Raw genomic sequence first — 22,473 nt, 5'->3', positions numbered from 1 at the left:
CCTCAGTCGTATAGCTGGCCAGAAAAATGTGGCAATACCCCATCAGTACTAGCGGTCATTGCATTTTTGGCGGCGTACTTCATCCAGATGTATATGCCTTAAGGCCAATCATGCCAATACGCCTTCTTATAAGTGTTTTTATGGGTTTGACAGGCGCTTGTATATATTATATAAATATATATAATATTAATTAATCAAATGTAAGAGTGAGGGTGTGCTAATGAAACAAGAGGTATCAAGGCCTGAATCCACGAAATACATGAACCCCCTTGTGGCTGGGCTCATGTTGGGGGTAGTGCTATTAAGTACATTTGTAATTACTGGACATGGCCTCGGGGCAACCGGATTTACCACGAGATTGACTGCATGGCTTGGAATGTATGTGGTACCAGTTGCAACTAGCGCCAATGATTATTTAGGTGGCATGGTTGAGGATGGCAGCCCTTTAAGTGCCTGGATAACATGGCAAGTGGTTGGTGTGGCAATCGGGGCTCTGTTATCGGCATTTTTAGCAAAAAGAATTCATTTCCAATTAGATGGCAAGAAATATCTGGGCGGAGCTAAACGTCCATTAACTGCCTTGGTTGGTGGATTGCTTGCTGGCTTTGGTGCTCGTGTTGCCGCTGGCTGTACCAGTGGTCTTGGGTTATCTGGCGCAGCAGTTCTTAGTTTGGCGGGATTTACCTTTTTGGGCACATTCTTTGCTGTAGGGTTGCTAGCTAGTCGTTTAATGAAAGAGGAGAAATAAGATGGGTGAGATTTTTTCAGGTCTTATTTTGGGTATAGGGTTTGGCTTTGTTTTGGAGCGCGCTGGATTTGGTAACCCTAACAAGTTAACCGGCCAATTTCGATTAACAGATTGGTCGGTGTTTAAGGTGATGTTCACAGCGATTGTGTTTGCGTCAGTGGGTCTTTTGGCATTAGAAAAATTTGGCCTTGTCGATGCGGGAAATTTATTCGTCCCCCCAGCATTTTTGGGTGCGGCAGCAATTGGCGGTGCATTGGTTGGCGCAGGTTTTGCCATTGGTGGATATTGCCCTGGAACTTCAGTTGTTGGCTTTATGTCTGGCCGAATTGATGCGGCAATTTTCTTGATTGGATTATTGCTAGGCACAGTTCTCTTTGCCGGCATTTATCCAGCTATTGAGTCATTAACCACGCTTGGTGAATTTTCAAAAGGCGATTCATTGCCAGAGGCTTTCAACATTTCGGCTTTATCTATTGATGTGGTGATGGTTTTTGCCGCAATCGGCGTATTTGTATTGGGCTCTTGGATGGAGAAGAAGTGCAAAAGCCCCGTTCGTAATTCTTCAGTTTAATTTTTTGAGGGGAAATTGATGTCTAAAAAATCTACGGTAGCAGCTTTAGCAGTGGCTTTGGCTGGTTTGGCTGCTGCACCATTGGCTCATTCAGCAGATGCACCCACGAATCCGCCTGGTGCAGAACAAAAAAATCCTTGCGGCCCTAAAAAGGAGAGTGCAAATCCTTGTGGACCCGCAAAGAAAAAAGCAGCCAATCCTTGTGGACCTGCTAATCCATGTGGCCCAAAAAAACGTAAAGCTGCAGAGTAATTATTTACATGCTTACCCAATCTAATCTCTGGTTAGCGGCTCAAGAGTTGGCGAGTATTCAGCTTAAATATGCTAAATCTGGTCGCACTCTGAATGAGGCCGCATTATGTGGGGCTAGAGATTTTATTGAGTGGCAACATTATCCAAATAATGATTTGGTAGATAGTGTTAGTGGCTATGAGTTCTATTACCATGCGCATGCGTCTAGCGAGATGCCAAGCGGTGAACATGGTCACTTTCATGTGATTCAGAGAAGTGAAGATGCTTTTCATCATCTACTGGGAATTGCTTTAAATCAACAGGGCTTGCCAGTCCGCTTGTTTACCACCAATGAGTGGGTAACTGGCGAAGATATTGTTGATGCCAGAGAGGTCATTCGTTCACTAAAGGGGTTTGAGATGACTGTTAAAGGTCGTATGGCCCCAGTGAGTAGATGGATTGGTGCTTTGATTCAGTTATTTGGCGTGGAAATTGAAAATCTAGTGTTGGAAAGAGATCAAAAGCTCGATCAGCTAACGAAAAAACTGGGCGATCGAAATCTTGCGCTCAACTCAAGAGAGCATCACGTTTTAACAGAGTGCAAGATTGATTTAATGGCTCGTCTTTCAGAGTGTTTATTGGATGTAAATTCGTAAAGGGGTATATATGAAAAAGATGCAATGGCTTCTAGCTTTAGTTTTAACAGGCTTCATTGGCTTGGCCCAAGCAATAAACTTGCCCGGTCCAGTGGTTAGCGCCGATTGGTTGGCGAACAATCTTTCTGAGGTTCAAGTAATTGAGGTGAGAACAGATCTAGCTAGCTACACCAGAAATCCTGAGTTTGATGTGGATAAAAAAACCGGCAAGAAGTTTCTTGTCGAAGTGGGTGGGCACATTGCTAACTCAAGCCTGTTAGATTTCAAGAAAGTTCGCGCAGAACGTACCATAGACGGTAAAAAATATAAGTTTTTAATTCCGGAAAAAGCCGACTTTGAGAAATTGATTCAGTCTTTGGGTATCAACTCTGAAAAGCCAATTGTCTTAGTTCCAATTGGGCAGGATATGTCTGATATTGATGAAGCATTAAGAACGTATTGGACTTTTAAAGTGTATGGCGAGGATCAGGTAGCGGTATTAGATGGCGGTGTTGCTGGGTGGCTTGGTGAGGGCCGTGATTTCGTGACAGCCAATAACGCAAAAGCTGCTGGCAATTGGTCTGCAAAAGCCTATCGTAAGGAGTTGATTGCAAGTTCCGAGGAAGTAGCTGCAGCGTCTAAGAGTGGTAAGCCTCAACTATTAGATGCCCGTCAACCTGCTCAGTACTTAGGTCTTGCAAAGCGTCCAGATGTTTTGACATTTGGTCATATTGCTGGTTCTAAAGAGTTGGCTCCTGAGTTGCTTGCAAAACCAAGCAATGGCGCCCTCTATTTCTGGCAAAAGAATACTTATGATGCATTGATGTCAGCTAATGGCCTGAGTACTAAAGGTCCAACAATTTCTTACTGCAATACCGGTCATTTGGCAGCAGGTGGTTGGTTTGTCATGTCTGAGCTAGTGGGTAATAAATCAACCAAGTTGTATGATGGTTCACTGTATCTTTGGACGCTTGAAGGGCGACCATTAGTTGGTGTACCACTTAACTAGAGTTATTCAATGCCAATCGTTAAAAACAATATCAATCTTAAAAAGATGCAGTCGTCTGCAGATGATGCATGTCGCCTAATGAAAGTTTTGTCAAATAGAGATCGCATGATGCTCTTATGTCAAATCAGTCAAGGTGAGATGTGTGTAAGTGAGCTTGAAGAACGTCTTGATATTCATCAACCTACCTTATCTCAGCAGCTGACTGTTTTAAGAAATGAAGAGTTGGTTCAAACGAGGAGAGAGGGTAAGCAAATTTACTACTCACTCTCCAATCATGTGGCATTAGAGGTTATGAATATTTTGTATCGAAATTACTGTAGTAAATAACTAAAGGAGTATTAATATGAAATGCAATGTTGGTGGTATTGATCGAATTTTACGTATGGCAGTTGGTTTAGTGTTGATTGGCTTGACGTTGACTGGAATGGTGAGCACATGGGGTTGGATCGGAATTGTTCCACTTGCAACGGGCTTGTTTAGATTTTGCCCTGCTTACCCACTCCTAAAAATCAATACTTGTGGTACAGGCGCTTCTTGTGAAGGCGGCCGTTGTAATAAGTAAGCTAATTTCAGCGGAAAGAATAGATAGAATTTTTTGTCTAGATTGTTAACTAGTCAATCAATTTCTATCTATTTCTTATTCGGTTGGTTAAATGAAAACAATTGAAGTTAAAAGCGCATGGCAGGGTGTTAGCGATTGCGAAAATTGCTCAATTAGAAGTTCGGCATTATTTGCTGAATTAAATGAGGAAGATTTCTCAAAAATACATAGTCCAATCGATGATTTAAGCTACGATGCAAACGCCGAAATCTATGCTCAAGGCGATTCCGCCCAATGGTTGTATACCTTGCGCAGTGGATACATAAAGATATTGCATATTAATTCTGATGGCTCTGAGCGTATCGTCAGAATAGTTTTGCCGGGCAATCTATTTGGGATGGAGGCATTGCTAGGTGAGAGATATGAGCATTCTGCAGTTGCGTTAACTAATACGCATTTATGCAAAATCCCAAAAGAAATCATTACCAGTTTGGGTGAAGAGTCCCCTCGCTTACATCGGCAAATTGTGCGTAAATGGGGTGAGGCATTGCTTCAATCGGAATCTTGGTTCTCCGAAATCAATACCGGCAGAATTGAGGTTCGTTTGGCCCGCTTTTTTCTCAAATTAGCAAAAGAGTCTGGAGCTACTGCTATTGCGCCGCTATTTAAGCGTGAGGATATGGGTCTGATGATGGATGTGAAATTCGAGACAATCAGCAGGGCTTTAGCATCTATGGCAGATTTAGGTCTCATTTCAAATATCACAAGGCTGACCGTGCAAATTCCTAGTATGAAGGTATTGGAGGAGTTTGCCAAGAAGGGACTTTAGCACCTATAAGCAAACCAATGCAGAGCAGAATGGCATATAGATGAACACTCAATATATTGAGCGGAATCACTGTGCGCATGAGGGCTTTATTAAGTTCGCCATTTTTTAATTTAATGGCGCAGCCTATGAATAACGGCGCTATTAAAAGAGTGACTAATGTATATGAAGAAGTCTGACCAAGTTCTACTGCAATTATTTGAAATACGTAAGCACTGACTAAAAAAGCTAAGTACCAGATCCATAAACGTTTTGCAGAAGATCGGACTGCAAGGGTCATTTTTTTAGAACATTGATCTGCCTTGATGTCAGGAATTTGATTTACAAATAAGATATTTGCCACCATGCATCCATAGGCGAGTGCAATCAAAATTGCTGCCGCATCAAATTGGTTTAGTTGCAGGCTAGCAAACCCAATCACAATTAAAGCCCAAGATAAAGTGATGGCAAGCTCACCCAGAAATCCACGTGACATCAGGTCAAAAGGTGGGGCTGAGTACATCCATGTAATCGCTATGCACACTATTCCAATTGGCAGAAGGGCCCATGTGCTCTGTAAGCACAGATATAGCCCAATACCAATTGAAAGTAAGAGAAGTGCTAAGCCAAACTGTTTGATTTCTGCTGGGCTAAAGATATTCTCTTGAATGTATCTACTACCTCCCGTAAATGGAGGGACGCGATCTGAGTTAATAGAGTCTGTGCCATTGAAGTGATCGAAATAGTCGTTGAATACATTTGCGGCCGCATGAGCAAAGACGGCAGCACTAACGGCCAATAAATTAATACCCCAGTGTTGCCCAATCGAATTTTTGCTGCTGAATAGGCCAATTAAACAGCCCAAAAGTGTAATGGTTAGAAAGCTAGGTCTGGTTGCTAAAAAATAATGTTTAATGGCTTTCATATTGCATTTTTAATCAGGCTCTCCAGTTGTTGTGGAGGAAGCGCACCAGAAATTCTCTCAATTTCTGCGCCTTGTTTAAATATGGCTAAAGTTGGAATTGATCGAATATTGTATTGCTGGCCAATAGCTGGGTTAGCTTCTGTGTCGACTTTAATGTGAAGTATTTTTTCCCCATAATTTTTAGCGCTTGCCTGAAAGGTTGGCGCAAACATTTTGCAGGGGCCGCACCATGGAGCCCAAAAATCAACAATTACTGGAAGTTTGCTCAGACGAAGAATTTCTTGGAGACTGGCTTGATCGGCATCTATCGGACCAGATAGGAGGCTAGATTTACATGAGCCGCAAATTGGTTGTTGGCTTATTCTTTCAAGCGGAAGTCGATTAAATTTAGAGCAGTTAGGGCATTTGAGTAGCATTCATATCCTTTGCATTTTCTTAAAATTGATCTAAATCATGAACTGATTATCCGCCCAAATCATCATTAGATAGTTTGATTTGAATCAAACACTTCAGTATGGACATAGCCTACATTGGAAGTGAACTTTTTAATGGGGGAGATTATGTTACTAGAGCTATTTGGAACATTCGCAGGTCAGTTGAGTCTAGCCGTTATTCTTTTTATGATAGGAATGGCTGTATTCTTTGTGAGACTTTTTATGAAAAAGAGTGCGCAGATTGATGGGTAAGTTGCTCAATAAACTACCGGGCTATAAAACCTCGCCTCCTGGCAAGGAGCGATGGATCTTGCGCCAGGCGCCTTACTGGACGCTGATGGGGTCTTTGTCAATTTTGATGCCATCCCTATTGGTTCGACTTTTTCCAAGTCAGCCCCAAGCAGTAGGCATTTCAGGTAGCCCTGGATTTATTGATATCTTAGTTATTGCCACTTTGATTTGTTATTGGATTGCAATATTCACCATCGTGATTGGCGCTTATATTGTTGTGTTGATGAAGGGCCCAGCATATGTGGCCGATGCTTATCCTTTAGAGGATTCTGATAGGCCCCGCTAAAACTACTTTCTTTTAGTTGGCGCAGTTTTCCGTATTTCTCGATTGATGCTAATCACTCCCATCTTCTTGGCGGGTGACGAGATTGCACTAGATTTCTTTGAGCCACTCCAGTTTGGCTCGGCAATGGAGTTAAATGCTTCCCGTAATTTTTCTCCCCAGAGCTCATGAATCAACTGGAAGTAGGGATTGGATTCATCAATGGTTACCAATTTATCGGCTTTCAAAGAGTCTTTTTCATAAACCAAGAGATCTAGAGGCAGGCCTACCGATATATTACTTTTAAGAGTTGAGTCCATAGAGATCAGTGCACACTTAGTAGCTAGATTCAATGGAGTTGAGTAATTGAGTACGCGATCTAAAATTGGCTTGCCATATTTGGACTCCCCAATTTGAAAGTAACAGGTTTCCGGTGTTGCTTCGATGAAATTTCCTGCGGAATATATATTAAAAAGGCGTGGACTTTCGCCCTTTACTTGGCCGCCAAAAATAAAATTGCAATTGAAATCAATGCCTGCTTTTTCAAGGGCTTTGTGGTCTCGGTCATATATCTGCTTTACTGCATCGCCCACTATTGCTGCGGCATCATGGGAGTTGGCTACATTCCATAAATTTTTGCCATTAGATAATTGACCCTGAAGCAGAACTTCTTTAACAGACTGGGTGATAGCAAGATTGCCGGCGCTCATTAGTGTAAATAGACGATTATTGCTTTTTTGAAACAAAGTCATTTTTCTAAAAGTGCCAATCTGATCTACGCCTGCATTGGTTCGTGTATCAGATAGAAAAACCAATCCATCTTTGAGGCAAATCCCCACGCAATATGTCATACCAAAAAATCCCTTATTTTTATCGGTGCAGCTTAATTTGTAGTTTTTATTTAATCTAATTGCTGAATGGAGATATTAGCGCTTAACTCTTCACCCCCGCCGCCTGATCGTACTCCTTTTACGGGCGCCGCTGAATAATAATCGCGTCCAATTGCTAGCCGAACATGTCTGGCATCAATGAGGCAAGCATGGGTAATATCAACACTGATCCAAATCCCTTTTTCAATATTGGAGCAGAAGTCGATCCAAGCATGGCTGGCAAGGTTAGGTGAGTCATCTGCAAAAAAGTAGCCGCTGACATATCTCGCGGGTATGTTAGAGGCCCTACATAGGCTGAGCATCACATGTGCATGATCTTGGCAGACGCCCGACTTCATGACAAACGATTGCGTGGCCGTAGTTGCAAAGTTTGTTTTACCTGGTGCATATTGAATTGCCTTTTGGACTGCGGCAGCAAGAACCAAGACTTCATCGATAGAATTTTTTCGGGGCAGGCTTGAAGAAAAATAGCCCAGCATCTCTTCGGTAGGTTCAGTTAAGTTGGTTTGCTGCAATAGATGGTATGGAGAAACAGCATTTGCACCATCGATAAATTCATGGGCATTATTTGTTAGCACTTCCCCCTCGGCCTCAATGAGCATCGAAGTGTAGGGGCTTTCCTGCGCAAAAACGTGGCATAGATTATTAAACGCATCTAAAGAATTGGACGCCTTAATGGGGGTGTTGATCTTCCACTTTTCAACTTGTTGTCCATTGGTGTTGGGTGGGGTCAATCGCAATTCTTGAATGGAATAGCGAACCGGCGTTTCATACCGATATTCAGTGTTGTGGCGAATTTTGAGGCGCATATTTTTCTATAAATCTAAGCAACTGTCAGTGGGATGAGGTAAGCGCTACTAAACTCATCAGCAATGTGATTAATGCGCTCTAGGAAGGTATCAATAAAACCTTCTAGACCTTGTTCAAACACTTCATCAATGTCTGAGTAATCTAAGCTTGCCTTGAGTTTTCCGAGTAAGCGCTCAATTTCCTTAGATTGCTGATTCTTAATCTCAGGGATTAAAGCAATCAACTCGTTGATACAAGATACCAATGACCGCGGCATTTGCTTGTTAAAGATTAACAGCTGGGCAACCTGCTTTGGACTGACTTGATCAGAGTAAATCTGGCGGTAGATTTCAAAGGCTGAAACTGATCGTAGTAATGCAGCCCAGTGGTAAAAATCAAAAAAATCGCCATCTACCCCTTTATCCAAGGTTTTATCGACAGGGATTTCAGCCATTGAGGCTTGATCCTGATATTTGGTTTCTAGAATGCGGGCGGTGTTATCGGCGCGCTCAAGCAGTGTTCCTACATTAATAAAGTAGAAAGCTTCGTTTTTGAGCATCGTTCCATGCAATACCCCTCTAAATAGATGGCAACGATACTTCACCCATTCGAGTAATCGACTAGGGTCTGCTTGATGTCTAGTCTGCAGGATTCTTTGTAATTCAAGCCAGGTGGTATTTTGGGTCTCCCAAGCCTCGGAGGTAATCTTGCCACGAATGACGCGGGCATTTTCACGAGCGGCAAATAAGCAAGAGACGATGCTAGATGGATTGCTACTTTCATAAATCATGAAATCCAAAACATTTTCACGATTGATTGCATCATATTTGCTAAAAAACGCATCTTCTAAATTGGAGATGGTTAATAACTTCTTCCAGCTTTGTTCTAAGAATTCGGTTGGTTGTGGCAGTAGTGAGGTTTGATGGTTGACATCGATCATCCGCGCAGTATTTTCTGCACGCTCGGTGTAGCGGGCCATCCAGTAGAGACAGTCGGCGGTGCGGCTTAACATGATATTTCTTTCCTCATTCTTCCAATACCCACGTGTCTTTGGTGCCGCCCCCTTGGGAGGAGTTCACTACCAAAGATCCTTCTTTGAGAGCAACTCGCGTCAAGCCGCCTGGCACCATCTTGATGGTTTTTCCCGAGAGCACAAAAGGTCGTAAATCAATGTGTCTTGGGGCAACACCTGACTCTACAAAAGTAGGACAGGTTGATAGCGCTAGGGTTGGTTGAGCAATATATTGATTGGGGTTAGCAATCAAATGAGCTCTAAAGGTTTCAATTTCTTCCTTGGTTGATGCGGGGCCAACCAGCATTCCATATCCGCCAGCGCCATGAGTTAACTTGACCACTAATTTCTCTAGATTAGCTAGCGTATAGGCTAGATCATCGGCCTTTCGGCACTGAAAAGTTGGGACGTTGTTGAGTATGGGTTTTTCACCAAGATAAAACTCAATCATTTCTGGAACATAAGGGTAGATAGATTTGTCATCTGCAATGCCAGTACCGATTGCATTGGCTAGTGTGACATTGCCTGCTCGATATGCTGAAAGCAATCCAGCTACTCCCAAGGTAGAGTCAGATCTAAACGCTAAGGGGTCTAAAAAGTCATCATCGACGCGGCGATAGATCACATCGACTCGCTCAGGGCCTTGTGTTGTTCTCATATAGACCTGTTCATTTTTGACAAACAAGTCTTTGCCCTCAACTAGCTCAACCCCCATCTGCTGCGCAAGATAGCTATGCTCAAAATATGCCGAGTTATACATGCCTGGTGTGAGAACAACCACATTGGGTTTTTTGACATCTTCTGGTTTTACAGACTTGAGGCATTCCAGCAATAGATCAGGATAGTGCTCTACTGGCGCAACCCGATACTTCTGAAATAAGTCCGGGAAGAGTCGCATCATCATTTTGCGATCTTCGACCATATAAGAAACGCCAGACGGTACACGAAGGTTATCCTCGAGTACGTAAAACTCTCCTTCGCCAGCGCGAACAATATCAATGCCAGCGATTTGCGCATAGATATCCCGGGGCACATTCACATTACGCATCTCGGGTCGATATTGCGCATTATTAAAAATTTGCTCTGCTGGAATAATTCCGGCCTTAATAATTTCTTCGTCGTGATAAATGTCGTAGATAAAGCGATTGAGCGCTTTAACACGTTGCCTCAATCCTGCTTCTAATTGCTCCCATTCCTTTGCGGAAAAAATGCGTGGCACCTGATCAAAAGGAATGGTTCTTTCGGAGCCGAGGTTATCTCCATAAACTGCAAAAGTGATACCGACGCGTCTAAAAATTAAGTCTGCTTCAGCGCGTTTCAGGCCCATTTGGGTGTCACTTTGCTGCTTTAGCCAGTCATGAAAGATTTTGTAGTGAGGGCGCGCCTTGCCAGTGGCGTCGAGCATTTCGTCAAAAGGTAGTTTCATAGCTATAAAACTAACTTTTTTGAGATCAGCAATCCTTGGTAAGTGGGTTAGCTTGGTGCCTTGATGCACTATTTCTGTGCAAAACAGCTAAAGTTGCACCGTATAGCCATAATTTATGGGGTCATTTAGGGGTGGCGATTGATTTTGAATAAAAGTTCAGATCAATTAGCAAAACAAAAAGTTTTGTAAATCTTTAAGGTATTTAAGAGTCGGATATCTGTAAATTCAAGATATCGAGGTGAATATCCGTATTGTTCGAGGGCTTAACCTTCTTGGGTTGTATATGTGATTGATATATACGTAAATGTATATTGATCATATGACAAATAGAAAGCCTACTAAAAATCCTATTTTGCTTGAGGCAATGAGTATTTTTTTGGGGATGATCGCTATCACGGCACTATCTCATGTGGTGGATGAGTATCTGGGCTTAGCAGGTGTTTCATTTCTATATTTAATTCTCGTCATTTGGGTTTCTTATAAAAGCCAGGTACTTACTTCAATACTCGTAGCAATAGGATCTTTCCTGCTCATTAACTTCTTTTATGTAGAGCCAAGATATACATTCGCTATAGGAAGTATTGAGTCTTGGAGTGCATTACTTGGCTTTTTGTTGGTGTCGATTGCTATCACTTCATTAGTGCATCAGCTAAAAAGACAAAAAGATATTGCTGAAAGAGAATCTTTTAAAGCTAATTTATTAAGAGCAATTATTGAAATATTTTCAGTAGAGACTGACTCCACTGTTGCTTTGCAGAAATTTTGCCAATTACTGAAAAGCCAACTAGGATGTGATGTTGCAATTTTAAAGTTGGATCCAGAAACCAAGGACAGTATTGAATTAGCAAGTTCCAAGCCAGGAGAAGTAAAGCTTGACTCATGGTATTTATCTCATGCCATTGAATATGGGGCAATGCTAGGCCCGCATACAGGCACTCTAGAAGCAATTGATTATTGGTGCGTTCCATTTGGAAGGTTTTACAAAAGTCATGAACTTCCAGCATTAGTGATTGAAAGAGCGCACGAGGAAAATATCGAGGTTAGTCTCATTCGGGCGATAGCCGATCAGCTGTCTGTTCATTACCAAAAGCGAATCGCGGAAATGAAGGCAAAAGATGCCGGTGAATTAGCACATCGCGAGTCTATTCAGAAGGCGTTTTTATCGTCTATCTCACATGACATGAGAACCCCGTTGACCACCATTATTGGTGCTAGCTCATCACTTTTACAGCAAGGTCAGCAGTTGGGGGAGGCTCAATCCACTAAGCTATTAGAGCTCATTCACTCTGAATCTGTATATCTAAATGACTCCACGGAAAACATACTATCTTTGGTTAAGCTTGGTATGTCCGATAGCAAGCAGTTTCGAATGGATTGGCAGTCGCCTGAAGAGATCGTTGGGGCAGTTATATCTCGGTACAACAATAGAGAGATAAAGCCATCGCTTACCTTAACCATAAGCGCAAAGGACGATCTGATCTATGGCGATCAAGCCTTAATCGTATTGGCATTAACCAATTTAATCGAAAATGCAGTTCAAGCACATATAGGCACCGAGCCAATACAAATATTAGTTGATAGGGTGAATAAGGAAATTCGGATTGGTGTAGTTGATAAAGGCGCTGGTTTTCCTGAAGGTTTTAATAAAAAATTGGCGGGGCAACAACAATCGTATCAGCGTAATAAAAAAGGATTTGGATTGGGATTGTCTATTGTGAGAGCGGTAATGGATAAGCATGAGGGACGATTGATTATTGAGTCACCATATGATGGCGATCAGCGCACTTATGTCGGTATGGCTTTTCCATATAGGGTAAGCAAATGATTTCTGATTGCATATTGGTTGTCGAGGATGATGAGCGAATTGCTCATTTTTTAACAACCAGCTTAAGTGCCGCAAAGCATCTTTCTAAACTAGTTCAATCTCTAGATGAGGCAAATCAAGCCCTACTTGAGAGTACGCCAAAGTTGATGATTCTTGATTTGGGTCTACCAGATGGTGATGGAAAGGATCTCATTCGAAAAGTGAGAAGTCAGTATGATTTTCCAATCATTGTGCTCTCGGCACGGCAGGCGGAGCAGGAAAAAATAGTGGCCCTCAATGAGGGCGCTGATGATTACTTATCCAAGCCTTTTAATGTTGAAGAATTGTTAGCAAGAATTAATGCTTGCTTAAGACGCGCCCAAAAGATGACCATGCGGGATCAGTGCTATCAATACAAAGATTTGTTGATCGATCTTGCTGCTGGGGTGGTAAAGATTGCTGGTAATGAAATTCATCTTAGCCCTATTGAGCATAAGTTATTGATGTTGTTGGCTACTAAGCCTGGAAAAATCTTTACTCAGCGCCAGTTGCTATCAGAGATTTGGGGGTCTGAATATGTAGATGACACCCATTATTTGAGAATCCATATGGGAAGATTAAGAGCCAAGATCGAGAAGACATCTGCTGAGCCAGAGTATCTTTTGACGGAACTTGGAATTGGATATCGCCTAGCGATTTCTTAGTTGTTTATGCGATTGATACATCGCGCATGATCTGATTGGGCATTTAAATCACCGAGTGAGATCATGTCCATTAGCAAGCCAGAGTATTCACAATCAAACATACTGCGCCCTATTGAACTAAAAGGGAATGACCACGCCAAAGGTAGCCTTCCAGCGTTAACTTTGGCGGCAATTGGTGTGGTATTTGGCGACATCGGAACAAGTCCTTTGTATGCTCTAAAGGAATGCTTTAGTCCTGAGCATGGAATTCCATTTTCTGCAGAAGCCGTATTTGGCGTTATCTCAATGGTATTTTGGGCATTCCTATTGGTGGTATCACTCAAATACGTGCTGTTTGTAATGAGAGCAAATAACCATGGCGAAGGCGGAATTTTGGCTCTCATGGCCTTAGCTTTAAGAACGGCCCCAGCAAATTCGAAGAGGGCTCTGACAATCATGATGTTGGGGGTGTTTGGAGCCTGCATGTTTTATGGGGATGCTGTGATTACCCCTGCGATCTCAGTACTTTCTGCAGTTGAAGGTTTGGAGGTGGTTTCGCCCGGGTTTACTCGATATGTAATTCCAATTACTTTGATAATTTTGGTTGCGCTATTTTTAATTCAAAAGAAAGGCACTGCTTTAGTTGGATTCTTGTTTGGACCAATTATGGTGATTTGGTTTTTGGCATTGGGTGTGATGGGGCTTGTAAATATTTTGGAAAACCCAAACATATTGTTTGCGATTAATCCTATATATGCGATTAATTTTCTAAACGAACATTCGCTGCAGGCATTTATTGTCTTGGGCGCAGTATTTCTAGTCCTGACTGGTGCAGAAGCTTTATATGCCGATATGGGCCATTTTGGAATCAGACCAATTCAATATGCGTGGTTCTTTTTAACAATGCCTTGTCTTTTAATTAATTACTTTGGACAAGGAGCGATGATTTTGAGCAATCCAGAAACCATTGCAAATCCATTTTTTCTAATGGTCCCTGAAGCATATACTTTGACATTAGTCATTTTGGCAACAATGGCAACCGTTATTGCTTCACAAGCAGTGATATCTGGCGCGTATTCCATGACAAGCCAAGCAATTTTGCTCGGGTTTGTTCCGCGCATGAAGATAGCCTATACCTCAGATAAGGAAGTCGGACAAATATACATGCCAATGATTAATTGGATGTTATTGGCCTTAGTTATTGCTGTTGTTTTGGCATTTAAACAATCTAGCAATCTTGCTGCTGCTTATGGAATTGCAGTTACAACTACCATGATTATTACAACGCTATTAGCAGCGATTGTGATGCGTGTTGTTTGGAAATGGAACTCCATTTTGGTTGCTGGTGTTATCGGCATATTCTTATTTGTTGACGTTGCCTTTTTCGCTGCCAATGCACTAAAAATTGCTGAAGGCGGTTGGTTCCCCTTGCTGCTGGGAGCCTTATGTTTCTTGTTTTTAATTACTTGGTACAAAGGTAGGATGCTTTTAAGGCAAAAAGCGATTGAGGGTGGCATTCCACTGGAAGCATTTATTCAATCATTGCTGGTTAGTGAGCCTATTCGTGTAAATGGAACTGCAGTATTTTTAACTGCCCATGTGGATTACGTGCCTGTGGCAATGCTTCACAACCTAAAACATAATCAAGTGCTTCATAAGCGTGTAATTTTTTTAAAAATAAGTGTTTGGGATGTCCCATATGTTGAAGATAAAGACAGAATTCAATTAAAAGAGATGGGTGGTGGCGTTTATCTAGTTAGAGCTATGTATGGATTTAAAGAGACGCCTGACATTAATCAAATCATGAATTTATTGGCTTCTCAATATGAGATTGCTTGTGAGCCTATGGAAACCTCATACTTTTTAGCAAGAGATACTGTTGTGCCATCGGCAATACCTGGAATGGCCCTTTGGAGGGAAAAGTTATTTGCATGGATGTATCAAAATGCCGCGAAACCTTCAGACTTCTTTTCTATACCAACCAATAGAGTGGTGGAGCTTGGGGCAAAAGTAGAAATTTAAGAAATTTCATTTTGTAAATGCCTGCATTCCAATAATGGGGCCTTTGAAATTTATCTCGATTTTTAGGGGTTTTACTTTAAGGTCGTTTGATTCATTTGATTTGGATCAATACGTTGATTTTTGCTAGCTCCAAAATTTAATTAAGTTAATTTTTAATTAAAGGAGTGCATATGTTCAAGACAGTATTGATTCCAGTGGTGGATGATATGGTTACACCTAAAGTAATGAAGCAAATCAGCGCCCTGATTAAAGCGGGTGGAGCAAATGCGGTTTTGGCATATATATCTGATCCAAGAGCTCCATTTATCTACACACGAAAAGCCTCGGACTACAAAATTTCTGATGCAAATCATAAGAAAGCCTGCGCTCAACACGCGAAAGAATTGCTGGAAAAGGCTGCGAATCTGATGGGTGTGGATATTAAAGTTAAAACACATCATGAGTACAGTCCAGTTGTCTTCGAAGGCATCCTAGAGGCTGCCAAAAAATTTAATGTTGATGCCATCATGATGGCGTCTCATAAGCGTATTGGACTTAAGGGTGCATTTATGGGTAGCGATACCCATAATGTCGTGGTGCACACCAAGCTTCCGGTCATTGTTGTGTAATCCATTTTTCAACAAAAGCTAGTTCGTATTTATAGAAACCCTCATCAGAAATGATGGGGGTTTTGTTTTGGGCAAAATTTTAGATTTATTGGTATTCTTTGTTATTCAAATATTTTGTATAGCCCATTATTCATGAACATTCATTCGGACTATAGTCAGCGAGTTGTAGTCAACTCAACTGATTTGCCTTGGGTGCCCAGTCCTGAATTTGGCGTAGAGAGAAGAATGTTGGAACGTCATGGGGATGAGCTTGCAAAGGCAACCTCGATTGTGCGTTATCAGCCAGGCTCTCAATTTAAGTCACACCGCCATGACTATGGCGAAGAAATATTGGTATTAGACGGTGTATTTAGTGATGAGACGGGTGACTATCCTGCAGGCTCATACATTATGAATCCACCTGGATCATCGCATACTCCGCATAGCGAGCAAGGATGCACTCTTTTTGTAAAACTGCGGCACCTAGGTTCAGATTCGCTTGAGCGCGAAGTGATTGATACAAAAACTGCTAGTTGGTATCAAGGTTTAGTGCCCGGACTCATGGTGATGCCCCTCATGCAGCAAGACACTGGATCTACGTTAGTGAGATGGGCGCCACAAACTTACTTTAATCCACACAAACATTATGGTGGAGAAGAAATCTTTGTGGTCGATGGTGTTTTTGAAGATGAGCATGGGCGTTATCCTGCGGGCACTTGGATTCGAAGTCCGCATATGAGCTTGCATCAACCTTTTAGTAAAGAAGGGTGTACGATTTTTGTAAAGACTGGCCACTTACTGGACTAGTGAGCAGTGGGTCTGACTGCCTTTAAAAATCATTAAGATTGTCTTATGCCTAATTTATCCAATTTCTTTGGCCCATTATCGTTTATTAGCCTTTTAATATTTTCAAATGTTTTTATGACATTTGCCTGGTATGCCCACCTCAAGAATTTATCTTCCAAGCCTTGGTGGATTGCCGTGTTTGTTAGCTGGGGTATTGCGTTGCTGGAGTATGTTTTTCAGGTTCCGGCAAATCGAATTGGATTTCAATATTTCTCTCTGAGTCAATTAAAGATAACTCAGGAAGTGATTACGCTCAGTGTGTTCGTGCCATTTGCTATTTTTTATATGGGCGAACCATTTAAAACAGACTATATCTGGGCTGGGCTATGTTTGTTGGGGGCGGTCTATTTTATGTTTAGGACTTAATCAATATTGATGCTGGGCTTCTAAATCGACAATAGATCGTATTCATGCCCACAAAATCTAAGTGTTCAATACAGGAGGCAGCGCATGTACAAATTAGTCGCTTTTGATGCATATGGAACTCTTTTTGATGTGTATTCCATGAGCCAGTTGGCGGAAGAGATTTTCCCGGGTCACGGTCAAGCTTTGTCTTTGATGTGGCGTGATCGCCAGATTGAATATACCCGCTTAGTGACTATGAGTGATCCCAATCCAAATGGGAGTAAATACTATCTCCCTTTTTGGGCATTAACGATTCGATCATTGCGTTATGTATGCAAGCGTATGGGGCTGAATCTTTCCGCGGAAGCCGAGAAGCGCTTGATGGATCAGTACGCCAAGCTTACTGGTTTTGAGGATAGCCTCAGTGTGCTTCAATCAATTAAACAGAAGAATATTTCTACCGCAATACTGTCTAACGGCAGTCGAGAAATGCTTGCTATGGTTGTAGGGAGTAATGGCCTAAAGCCCTACTTAGACAAAGTGGTAACGGTTGAAGATGTTCGACTATTTAAAACCGCCCCTCAGGCGTATGAACTTCTATTAAAGGAATTTCCTGTAAAAATGGAAGAAATTTTATTTGTTTCTAGCAATGCCTGGGATGCCTTAGCAGCCAAGTGGTATGGCTTTGATGTTTTCTGGGTGAATCGACAGAGCCATCCATTTGAGGAAATTGGCGAGAATCCAGATTACCAAGGAAGCTCCCTAACTGAGGTATTGGGGGTCATTTAGTAAGGGTAGTCATATTGAAAATGATTTTCTGCTAAATTGATTCTAAGTGGTTTTAATGATGAAAGGTTAATTTATGAAGCGTGGACTATTCAAAAGAGTTCTGGTTGTCTCCTTATCTGCTTCTCTGGCTTTTGCGCCAGCATTAAGTAATGCATGCACTAGTTTCTTGCTAAAAGGTAATGATGGTGGCTATGTATATGGTCGTACCATGGAATTTGGTTTGCCTCTGAAATCAGAGCTAACTATGATTCCAAGAAACTATGTAGCAAAGGGTATAGGTGTTGATGGTAAATATGGTTCAGGAATGAGCTGGACCGCTAAATATGCTGCAGTAGGTATGAACCCATTGGGCTTACCTGAGTTGGTCGATGGCATGAATGAGAAAGGCCTCATTGCTGGTATGCTTAATTTACCTAACAGTGCAGAGTATCAGGCAGTAAACCAAGCAAATTCTGCAGAAAGCATCAGTTCTCTTCAGGTGCTGACTTACGCATTGACTAATTTTGCATCAGTCGATGAAGTGAAGTCAGGCTTGCGAAAAATTAAAGTTAATGGTGCAAAGATTGCACAGTATGGTGGAAATACTCCACTAGTGCACTACACTTTCCATGATGCCAACGGCAAAAGTATTGCTGTTGAATACATAAAAGGCGAGTTGCAAATTACTGATAACCCAACTGGGGTAATGACAAACGATCCCCCATTTCAGGATCACCTCAACAGTATTGGCAATTATTCCAATCTTTCTAAAGTAGAAAAACCGCCACTGGTAATTAATGGTGCGAAATATGCTGCCCCAAGTTCAGGATCTGGTCTGCATGGTTTGCCTGGGGATTTTTTGAGTCCAAGTCGATTTATTCGCGCATTATTTTTGGCAAATTCAGTGCCGAATAATTACAGTACTGCCCAAATGAATGCAGCGGCATGGCATATCTTGGGTAGTTTTGATATTCCGCCTGGCTCCGTTACTTTACCGGCGACTAATCCCTATGGTGGTGGCATTGGTGGTTTTGAGGTGACTGAATGGAGTGTGACAGCCAATAATAAAAATATGACTTACATGGTGAAGATGTATGAAAACACCAATGTCTATGTATTTGACTTTAAGAAAATGGATGTCAATGCAAAAGAAATTAAATACACCAAATTGAACCAGCCGCTACTGACCATTCCGGTAAATTAGTCTAAAAAGTAAAATTTCGTACTTTTCATAACCACCTTCGGGTGGTTTTTTATTTAATCTGAGTATTGGTGGCCGTCATAAAAATGACATCAAGATTTCATATTGAAGCAGTCTAATCCATTTCCCTATAGTGTATTTTCTAAAGGAGTGGAGACATGTCTGAGAAAGTAGAGCGTAATAAAGCTAAAGAAATTGATGTTCTTTTTGGTAGAGAATTAGATCTTAAAGGTCAATTTAAAGACAGATTAATTCATCAACATTTAAAAAGAGATAGAAAAAATAATTTGCAAGATCTGAATGAGCCTTCAGAAAATCCTCGGGATGAGTTTGCTGATTAATTTTTTAAATATTTATATGCTCAGTGGGTTAAGTCTAAATAGCTTAGCCCAGTTTTCTTGAGAAGTTTTGATATTTTCTATAAAAAATGTCATTGGTGTTGGCGGTGGCAATATGAGATTGCCTTCCGAATCTCCCAACATATTTTTGATTTCTAAGTGATGCTTTTCGCACAACTTTTTTATTGCGTGGTTACGGCAAATACAGTGCATGTATAAATTCTTATAAAATCGATTGCGCGCCCATCTTATTGCGTCAGTCATCATGTGGCTTGCAATGCCCTGCTTGCGATAACTGAGGGCAACGATGATGCCAAATTCAACGGTATTATCGTGAGCTGCAATATGAATAGTTCCAGCCCAAAAGTGATTCATTTTTGCAACTAAAAAATGGTTATTGAGCGGATTTAGGCTCCATTTTTCAATCAATGAATCAATTGCCTCATGATTTAATTGGCAGCCAAAATATTCATGTATGGTCTCTGGGTCTTGGGCTTTAAGCCAATGACCATATTCATTGAAACGATTACCAGGTAAAAATTCAGTTGTTAACATGATCTCATTCCAAGTAATTAATCCGGCTAACTCAACATGCCCTCTAAACCTATTGCTAGATTACTGATCAATCATGAATGTTGCATGACAGCATACTGATACGAGTGAAAATTCTAAAAATTCTTGAATGTATTTTTCTTAGCATGACCTAAGCTTTTATTGAGATTAGGAAGGCCAATCATCTAGGTCCTCGCTACTGTCATCCATTTGGTACGGAGTCAGGGCTTGAGTTTGGACCCCTGGATTTTTAGGGGTCTTGTCGCCAGGGTTTGTCAGATGGCAGTGTCGTGATTCAAATGATTTAATTTTTAATTCAACCAGCTCACGATCTTCGGTGGTAAATGTCGTCATTTCCAGCTCCTTGTAGAAATCACTCAAAAAATTTTATTTTTCTAATTTATTGGAATGAATAATGACTTTGAAATATGACGTTTTTATTTAGCATCAATATTCATCACAATGTCACAAGGTAATATCAGCATTTTGTTATGGCCTAAGGGATACTTGTGGAACAAAATTTTGACTATGAAAATTACTGACACTATTAGCTATTTGAATAAACTTAGCTTATTTATATTGTTTGTAGCTTTCAGCGGCGCATCGTCTGCCGCCGCAATTGCCAAAAGTGATATTTTGTTACACATTGCAACTCAATGTATAGATTCCTCAAAAGTTGGTTATTGCTCTAGCTGCACTCTGCCAAAAGTGGATACGCAATGTGGTCAAGCCTTGGAATGTAAAAAGACGAATGAAGTTTGGAAATTGAGTTCGGAATATGTAGCGATACGTGACATCAAAATGTGTGGGTGTAACCCCACCTTTATTCATGGGTTGGCATTACCTAGGGCAGTTGTGACTGGGGTTGAGGATCCTAATAGACGCGAAGCAATATGGCAATTTGCCTGGAATGCTGGTCTTGATCGCATTGAAGAGCGCTCGCTTGCACTAGTTGTCAATCCAAAATCAGAAAGAACTCAAAACCAATTACATGTTCATATTCTTAGATTAAATGATGATGCGCGCCAAAATTTTGCCGAGTATGAAACTGCAATTATTAATAACTTGCATCATGTTTGGGGGATTGCAGAAAATATTGCTCTAGAAAAAAGGCTAAATGATTACGGTATTTTGGTTTCAAGATACTCCGCTGATCAATTTATCGTAGTTGTTTCCAAAAATAGCCCTGAAGCACTTTTTACAAAGTGGAGATGTAACTAATTTAGTTTGAGCCTTCCCCGTTATTTGTTGCTCGCTTAACAGTAGTTCTAGTCTTTTTTGCAGGGGTTGCCTTTTTTGGTGCGGTGGAAGCCTTTTTGCTAGGGGCTTTTTTGGCTACCGTTTTTTTAGTAGCGGCTTTTTTTGCATCCTTGGCCTCTTTTGCGCTAGTGGCTTTGGCCAACTTTTGGGCAACCTTTTCTTTGCTGGTCTCAAGCTTATTGAGTTTTTTGGTCAATTTCTTGATTGTTTTAGCTTTACTCATCTACTAGCTCCTGTCTGTTTTAAGTGGAAGATATGGTTGCGTTTTTATCGTATGGGGATTTGCTGCCGTTTTCAAGGGAATATGACAGTCTTTAGTAGATTTTTAATTAAAACTTTTAATTTCAGGCACTTAAGAGCCGTCATAAAACTGTCATATTTCAGCCGTATTGTCTGACTATCGCGCGTTTGCGCATTTGCTAACTTAAGGAAATTATGAAATCCCTCTTTAAAAAAGCCCTCATTATTGGCGCTATCTCTTTAGCTCCTGCAGCCTTTGCGGTGGACATGACTGGCGCTGGCGCGACATTCCCGTACCCAATTTACGCTAAGTGGGCAGAAGCCTACAAAGCAAAAACAGGCTCTAACCTGAATTACCAATCCATTGGATCTTCTGGCGGTATTAAGCAAATTAAGGCCAAGACCGTTGATTTTGGCGCTACTGATAACCCAGTGAAATTTGCAGATCTAGAGGCAGATGGCCTTGTACAGTTTCCAGCGATTATTGGTGGAGTGGTTCCCGTTATTAACGTGGACGGCGTGAAGCCAGGCGAGATTAAATTAGATGGTCCAACATTGGCTGATATTTTCCAAGGCGTTATCTCTGATTGGGGTGATAAGCGTATTGCTATCATGAACCCTGGCGTAAAAATTCCTAGCGGTCCAATCACAGTGGTTGTGCGTGCTGATGGTTCTGGCACAACAGCAATCTTCTCGGACTACTTATCTAAAACAAGTAGCTTGTTTAAAGATTCCGTAGGCTCTGGTGCTTCAGTAAAGTGGCCAGCTGCTTCTACAGTTGGCGGTAAGGGTAATGAAGGCGTAGCTGCAAACGTGACTCGTGTAAAAAACTCAGTTGGTTATGTTGAGTATGCTTACGCTAAGAAAAACAAGATGACTTATATCTCTTTGAAGAACAAGGATGGTAACTATGTCTCTCCAGATGACACCACTTTTGCTGCAGCAGCTGCAAGCACAGATTGGTCTGCAATTCCAGGTATGGGTACATTCATTACCAACGCTCCTGGCGCTAAGTCATGGCCTATTACTGGTGCATCTTTCATCTTGATTTACAAAAATCCTGAGAACAAGACTAACGTCGCTGAAGTTATCAAATTCTTTGACTTTGCCTTTAAAGATGGCAAAAAGATGGCTGAAGAGTTAGATTACGTTCCGATGCCTGATAAGACTACTGACTACATTCGCAAGAATGTTTTCACAAAAATTGCTACTAAGTAATCTTGAAGATCTTTAAATCAATTGAAGTTTGAAAACAGCT

The 22,473-nt window shown here is 41.4% G+C and carries 30 protein-coding genes; 21 read left to right on the top strand and 9 right to left on the bottom strand.

Translation table 11 applies throughout. The annotated features are described in order from the left end of the window. Positions 1-220 precede the first annotated feature (220 nt). The 8 genes from NHB34_RS08015 (at position 221) to NHB34_RS07980 (ending at position 4,564) form a co-directional block, all read left to right on the top strand. Positions 221-748 carry a YeeE/YedE thiosulfate transporter family protein gene (locus NHB34_RS08015; protein WP_353427123.1) on the top strand — a complete coding sequence of 176 codons (528 nt, stop codon included), beginning with the start codon at positions 221-223 and terminating at the stop codon, positions 746-748. Position 749: 1 nt separating this feature from the next. Further along, positions 750-1,319 carry a YeeE/YedE thiosulfate transporter family protein gene (locus tag NHB34_RS08010; protein ID WP_353427122.1) on the top strand — a complete coding sequence of 190 codons (570 nt, stop codon included), beginning with the start codon at positions 750-752 and terminating at the stop codon, positions 1,317-1,319. A gap of 18 nt (positions 1,320-1,337) precedes the next feature. Next, positions 1,338-1,571, top strand: a complete 234-nt coding sequence (locus NHB34_RS08005; RefSeq protein WP_353427121.1) for a hypothetical protein — start codon at positions 1,338-1,340, stop codon at positions 1,569-1,571. An 8-nt stretch (positions 1,572-1,579) separates the two neighbouring features. Continuing rightward, positions 1,580-2,206, top strand: coding sequence for a hypothetical protein (locus NHB34_RS08000; RefSeq protein ID WP_353427120.1), 627 nt, complete (start codon positions 1,580-1,582; stop codon positions 2,204-2,206). 10 nt (positions 2,207-2,216) lie between these two features. Next, positions 2,217-3,194, top strand: coding sequence for a rhodanese-like domain-containing protein (locus NHB34_RS07995; RefSeq protein WP_353427119.1), 978 nt, complete (start codon positions 2,217-2,219; stop codon positions 3,192-3,194). A gap of 9 nt (positions 3,195-3,203) precedes the next feature. Further along, positions 3,204-3,521, top strand: coding sequence for a metalloregulator ArsR/SmtB family transcription factor (locus NHB34_RS07990; protein WP_353427118.1), 318 nt, complete (start codon positions 3,204-3,206; stop codon positions 3,519-3,521). A 16-nt stretch (positions 3,522-3,537) separates the two neighbouring features. Continuing rightward, positions 3,538-3,756 (top strand): DUF2892 domain-containing protein, encoded by a 219-nt coding sequence (locus NHB34_RS07985; RefSeq protein WP_353427117.1) that lies wholly within the window; start codon positions 3,538-3,540, stop codon positions 3,754-3,756. Positions 3,757-3,847: 91 nt separating this feature from the next. Further along, positions 3,848-4,564, top strand: a complete 717-nt coding sequence (locus tag NHB34_RS07980; RefSeq protein ID WP_353427116.1) for a Crp/Fnr family transcriptional regulator — start codon at positions 3,848-3,850, stop codon at positions 4,562-4,564. Here NHB34_RS07980 and NHB34_RS07975 read toward each other — a convergent pair. Both NHB34_RS07975 and trxC read right to left on the bottom strand, forming a co-directional pair. Continuing rightward, the gene (locus NHB34_RS07975; protein WP_353427115.1) at positions 4,521-5,465 is read right to left on the bottom strand and encodes a prenyltransferase; all 945 of its coding nucleotides are present in this window, start codon (positions 5,463-5,465) and stop codon (positions 4,521-4,523) included. The two genes, NHB34_RS07980 and NHB34_RS07975, sit on opposite strands and share 44 nt — an antisense overlap. After that, positions 5,462-5,881: a thioredoxin TrxC gene (gene trxC / locus NHB34_RS07970; RefSeq protein ID WP_353427114.1), complete on the bottom strand. Its 420-nt coding sequence runs from the start codon at positions 5,879-5,881 to the stop codon at positions 5,462-5,464. The genes NHB34_RS07975 and trxC overlap by 4 nt, the downstream gene beginning before the upstream one ends. 132 nt (positions 5,882-6,013) lie before the next feature. Between trxC and NHB34_RS07965 the strand changes: the two genes are divergently transcribed. After that, positions 6,014-6,151 carry a DUF3149 domain-containing protein gene (locus tag NHB34_RS07965; protein WP_353428582.1) on the top strand — a complete coding sequence of 46 codons (138 nt, stop codon included), beginning with the start codon at positions 6,014-6,016 and terminating at the stop codon, positions 6,149-6,151. Continuing rightward, a complete protein-coding gene (locus NHB34_RS07960) occupies positions 6,144-6,476 on the top strand; it encodes a hypothetical protein (RefSeq protein WP_353427113.1) in 333 nt (110 codons plus the stop codon). The genes NHB34_RS07965 and NHB34_RS07960 overlap by 8 nt, the downstream gene beginning before the upstream one ends. A 2-nt stretch (positions 6,477-6,478) precedes the next feature. Here NHB34_RS07960 and NHB34_RS07955 read toward each other — a convergent pair whose 3' ends face one another. Genes NHB34_RS07955 through NHB34_RS07940 form a run of 4 tightly spaced genes read right to left on the bottom strand, consistent with a single transcriptional unit; the run spans position 6,479 to position 10,569 of the window. Next, positions 6,479-7,303 carry a proteasome-type protease gene (locus NHB34_RS07955; protein ID WP_353427112.1) on the bottom strand — a complete coding sequence of 275 codons (825 nt, stop codon included), beginning with the start codon at positions 7,301-7,303 and terminating at the stop codon, positions 6,479-6,481. A gap of 50 nt (positions 7,304-7,353) precedes the next feature. After that, positions 7,354-8,151: a transglutaminase family protein gene (locus NHB34_RS07950; RefSeq protein WP_353427111.1), complete on the bottom strand. Its 798-nt coding sequence runs from the start codon at positions 8,149-8,151 to the stop codon at positions 7,354-7,356. 14 nt (positions 8,152-8,165) lie between these two features. After that, entirely contained in the window at positions 8,166-9,143 is a 978-nt protein-coding gene (locus NHB34_RS07945; protein WP_353427110.1) for an alpha-E domain-containing protein, read from the bottom strand. Positions 9,144-9,156: 13 nt separating this feature from the next. After that, positions 9,157-10,569 (bottom strand): circularly permuted type 2 ATP-grasp protein, encoded by a 1,413-nt coding sequence (locus NHB34_RS07940; protein ID WP_353427109.1) that lies wholly within the window; start codon positions 10,567-10,569, stop codon positions 9,157-9,159. A 319-nt stretch (positions 10,570-10,888) separates the two neighbouring features. On the opposite strand from NHB34_RS07940, the gene NHB34_RS07935 reads away from it, so the two are divergent. The 9 genes from NHB34_RS07935 (at position 10,889) to NHB34_RS07895 (ending at position 19,166) form a co-directional block, all read left to right on the top strand. Then, positions 10,889-12,394 (top strand): DUF4118 domain-containing protein, encoded by a 1,506-nt coding sequence (locus NHB34_RS07935; protein WP_353427108.1) that lies wholly within the window; start codon positions 10,889-10,891, stop codon positions 12,392-12,394. Next, a complete protein-coding gene (locus NHB34_RS07930) occupies positions 12,391-13,077 on the top strand; it encodes a response regulator (RefSeq protein WP_353427107.1) in 687 nt (228 codons plus the stop codon). The genes NHB34_RS07935 and NHB34_RS07930 overlap by 4 nt, the downstream gene beginning before the upstream one ends. Before the next feature lie 63 nt (positions 13,078-13,140). Further along, the gene (locus NHB34_RS07925) at positions 13,141-15,078 is read left to right on the top strand and encodes a potassium transporter Kup (protein WP_353427106.1); all 1,938 of its coding nucleotides are present in this window, start codon (positions 13,141-13,143) and stop codon (positions 15,076-15,078) included. Between the two features lie 170 nt (positions 15,079-15,248). Beyond that, positions 15,249-15,686: a universal stress protein gene (locus NHB34_RS07920; RefSeq protein WP_353427105.1), complete on the top strand. Its 438-nt coding sequence runs from the start codon at positions 15,249-15,251 to the stop codon at positions 15,684-15,686. Between the two features lie 132 nt (positions 15,687-15,818). Next, positions 15,819-16,472: a cupin domain-containing protein gene (locus tag NHB34_RS07915; RefSeq protein WP_353427104.1), complete on the top strand. Its 654-nt coding sequence runs from the start codon at positions 15,819-15,821 to the stop codon at positions 16,470-16,472. A gap of 45 nt (positions 16,473-16,517) precedes the next feature. After that, complete coding sequence (locus NHB34_RS07910) at positions 16,518-16,877, top strand: DMT family protein (protein ID WP_353427103.1); 360 nt, start codon at positions 16,518-16,520, stop codon at positions 16,875-16,877. Between the two features lie 84 nt (positions 16,878-16,961). Beyond that, a complete protein-coding gene (locus tag NHB34_RS07905) occupies positions 16,962-17,645 on the top strand; it encodes a haloacid dehalogenase type II (RefSeq protein ID WP_353427102.1) in 684 nt (227 codons plus the stop codon). A 73-nt stretch (positions 17,646-17,718) separates the two neighbouring features. After that, positions 17,719-18,828 carry a choloylglycine hydrolase family protein gene (locus NHB34_RS07900; RefSeq protein ID WP_353427101.1) on the top strand — a complete coding sequence of 370 codons (1,110 nt, stop codon included), beginning with the start codon at positions 17,719-17,721 and terminating at the stop codon, positions 18,826-18,828. 155 nt (positions 18,829-18,983) lie between these two features. Further along, positions 18,984-19,166 (top strand): hypothetical protein, encoded by a 183-nt coding sequence (locus NHB34_RS07895; protein ID WP_353427100.1) that lies wholly within the window; start codon positions 18,984-18,986, stop codon positions 19,164-19,166. A 12-nt stretch (positions 19,167-19,178) separates the two neighbouring features. On the opposite strand, the gene NHB34_RS07890 is transcribed toward NHB34_RS07895, so the two are convergent. Both NHB34_RS07890 and NHB34_RS07885 read right to left on the bottom strand, forming a co-directional pair. Further along, entirely contained in the window at positions 19,179-19,718 is a 540-nt protein-coding gene (locus NHB34_RS07890; RefSeq protein WP_353427099.1) for a GNAT family N-acetyltransferase, read from the bottom strand. 165 nt (positions 19,719-19,883) lie between these two features. Further along, positions 19,884-20,069 (bottom strand): hypothetical protein, encoded by a 186-nt coding sequence (locus tag NHB34_RS07885; RefSeq protein ID WP_353427098.1) that lies wholly within the window; start codon positions 20,067-20,069, stop codon positions 19,884-19,886. Between the two features lie 174 nt (positions 20,070-20,243). On the opposite strand from NHB34_RS07885, the gene NHB34_RS07880 reads away from it, so the two are divergent. Then, complete coding sequence (locus NHB34_RS07880) at positions 20,244-20,936, top strand: CDP-diacylglycerol diphosphatase (RefSeq protein ID WP_353427097.1); 693 nt, start codon at positions 20,244-20,246, stop codon at positions 20,934-20,936. Position 20,937: 1 nt separating this feature from the next. On the opposite strand, the gene NHB34_RS07875 is transcribed toward NHB34_RS07880, so the two are convergent. Further along, a complete protein-coding gene (locus tag NHB34_RS07875; RefSeq protein ID WP_353427096.1) occupies positions 20,938-21,198 on the bottom strand; it encodes a hypothetical protein in 261 nt (86 codons plus the stop codon). Between the two features lie 212 nt (positions 21,199-21,410). Here NHB34_RS07875 and pstS point away from each other — a divergent pair, with 212 nt between their 5' ends. Continuing rightward, entirely contained in the window at positions 21,411-22,433 is a 1,023-nt protein-coding gene (gene pstS, locus NHB34_RS07870; protein WP_353427095.1) for a phosphate ABC transporter substrate-binding protein PstS, read from the top strand. Positions 22,434-22,473 lie beyond the last annotated feature (40 nt).

It is taken from the genome of Polynucleobacter sp. MWH-UH19D (genome assembly GCF_040409795.1).
In the GTDB taxonomy this organism is placed as follows: Bacteria; Pseudomonadota; Gammaproteobacteria; order Burkholderiales; family Burkholderiaceae; genus Polynucleobacter.
This window is presented reverse-complemented; position numbering and strand designations above follow the sequence as displayed.

What these genes read in the sequence shown, in the direction of transcription:
- NHB34_RS07935 (WP_353427108.1), top strand. Translation starts at nt 10,889, where the DNA reads ATGACAAATAGAAAGCCTACTAAAAATCCTATTTTGCTTGAGGCAATG.
- NHB34_RS08015 (WP_353427123.1), top strand. Translation starts at nt 221, where the DNA reads ATGAAACAAGAGGTATCAAGGCCTGAATCCACGAAATACATGAACCCC.
- NHB34_RS07920 (WP_353427105.1), top strand. Translation starts at nt 15,249, where the DNA reads ATGTTCAAGACAGTATTGATTCCAGTGGTGGATGATATGGTTACACCT.
- NHB34_RS08000 (WP_353427120.1), top strand. Translation starts at nt 1,580, where the DNA reads ATGCTTACCCAATCTAATCTCTGGTTAGCGGCTCAAGAGTTGGCGAGT.
- NHB34_RS07990 (WP_353427118.1), top strand. Translation starts at nt 3,204, where the DNA reads ATGCCAATCGTTAAAAACAATATCAATCTTAAAAAGATGCAGTCGTCT.
- NHB34_RS07965 (WP_353428582.1), top strand. Translation starts at nt 6,014, where the DNA reads ATGGGGGAGATTATGTTACTAGAGCTATTTGGAACATTCGCAGGTCAG.
- NHB34_RS07940 (WP_353427109.1), bottom strand. Translation starts at nt 10,569, where the DNA reads ATGAAACTACCTTTTGACGAAATGCTCGACGCCACTGGCAAGGCGCGC.
- NHB34_RS07980 (WP_353427116.1), top strand. Translation starts at nt 3,848, where the DNA reads ATGAAAACAATTGAAGTTAAAAGCGCATGGCAGGGTGTTAGCGATTGC.
- NHB34_RS07925 (WP_353427106.1), top strand. Translation starts at nt 13,141, where the DNA reads ATGTCCATTAGCAAGCCAGAGTATTCACAATCAAACATACTGCGCCCT.
- NHB34_RS07895 (WP_353427100.1), top strand. Translation starts at nt 18,984, where the DNA reads ATGTCTGAGAAAGTAGAGCGTAATAAAGCTAAAGAAATTGATGTTCTT.
- NHB34_RS07975 (WP_353427115.1), bottom strand. Translation starts at nt 5,465, where the DNA reads ATGAAAGCCATTAAACATTATTTTTTAGCAACCAGACCTAGCTTTCTA.
- NHB34_RS07995 (WP_353427119.1), top strand. Translation starts at nt 2,217, where the DNA reads ATGAAAAAGATGCAATGGCTTCTAGCTTTAGTTTTAACAGGCTTCATT.
- NHB34_RS07930 (WP_353427107.1), top strand. Translation starts at nt 12,391, where the DNA reads ATGATTTCTGATTGCATATTGGTTGTCGAGGATGATGAGCGAATTGCT.
- pstS (WP_353427095.1), top strand. Translation starts at nt 21,411, where the DNA reads ATGAAATCCCTCTTTAAAAAAGCCCTCATTATTGGCGCTATCTCTTTA.
- trxC (WP_353427114.1), bottom strand. Translation starts at nt 5,881, where the DNA reads ATGCTACTCAAATGCCCTAACTGCTCTAAATTTAATCGACTTCCGCTT.
- NHB34_RS07910 (WP_353427103.1), top strand. Translation starts at nt 16,518, where the DNA reads ATGCCTAATTTATCCAATTTCTTTGGCCCATTATCGTTTATTAGCCTT.
- NHB34_RS07950 (WP_353427111.1), bottom strand. Translation starts at nt 8,151, where the DNA reads ATGCGCCTCAAAATTCGCCACAACACTGAATATCGGTATGAAACGCCG.
- NHB34_RS07885 (WP_353427098.1), bottom strand. Translation starts at nt 20,069, where the DNA reads ATGACGACATTTACCACCGAAGATCGTGAGCTGGTTGAATTAAAAATT.
- NHB34_RS07945 (WP_353427110.1), bottom strand. Translation starts at nt 9,143, where the DNA reads ATGTTAAGCCGCACCGCCGACTGTCTCTACTGGATGGCCCGCTACACC.
- NHB34_RS07880 (WP_353427097.1), top strand. Translation starts at nt 20,244, where the DNA reads ATGAAAATTACTGACACTATTAGCTATTTGAATAAACTTAGCTTATTT.
- NHB34_RS07875 (WP_353427096.1), bottom strand. Translation starts at nt 21,198, where the DNA reads ATGAGTAAAGCTAAAACAATCAAGAAATTGACCAAAAAACTCAATAAG.
- NHB34_RS08010 (WP_353427122.1), top strand. Translation starts at nt 750, where the DNA reads ATGGGTGAGATTTTTTCAGGTCTTATTTTGGGTATAGGGTTTGGCTTT.
- NHB34_RS07985 (WP_353427117.1), top strand. Translation starts at nt 3,538, where the DNA reads ATGAAATGCAATGTTGGTGGTATTGATCGAATTTTACGTATGGCAGTT.
- NHB34_RS07905 (WP_353427102.1), top strand. Translation starts at nt 16,962, where the DNA reads ATGTACAAATTAGTCGCTTTTGATGCATATGGAACTCTTTTTGATGTG.
- NHB34_RS07900 (WP_353427101.1), top strand. Translation starts at nt 17,719, where the DNA reads ATGAAGCGTGGACTATTCAAAAGAGTTCTGGTTGTCTCCTTATCTGCT.
- NHB34_RS07915 (WP_353427104.1), top strand. Translation starts at nt 15,819, where the DNA reads ATGAACATTCATTCGGACTATAGTCAGCGAGTTGTAGTCAACTCAACT.
- NHB34_RS07955 (WP_353427112.1), bottom strand. Translation starts at nt 7,303, where the DNA reads ATGACATATTGCGTGGGGATTTGCCTCAAAGATGGATTGGTTTTTCTA.
- NHB34_RS07960 (WP_353427113.1), top strand. Translation starts at nt 6,144, where the DNA reads ATGGGTAAGTTGCTCAATAAACTACCGGGCTATAAAACCTCGCCTCCT.
- NHB34_RS08005 (WP_353427121.1), top strand. Translation starts at nt 1,338, where the DNA reads ATGTCTAAAAAATCTACGGTAGCAGCTTTAGCAGTGGCTTTGGCTGGT.
- NHB34_RS07890 (WP_353427099.1), bottom strand. Translation starts at nt 19,718, where the DNA reads ATGTTAACAACTGAATTTTTACCTGGTAATCGTTTCAATGAATATGGT.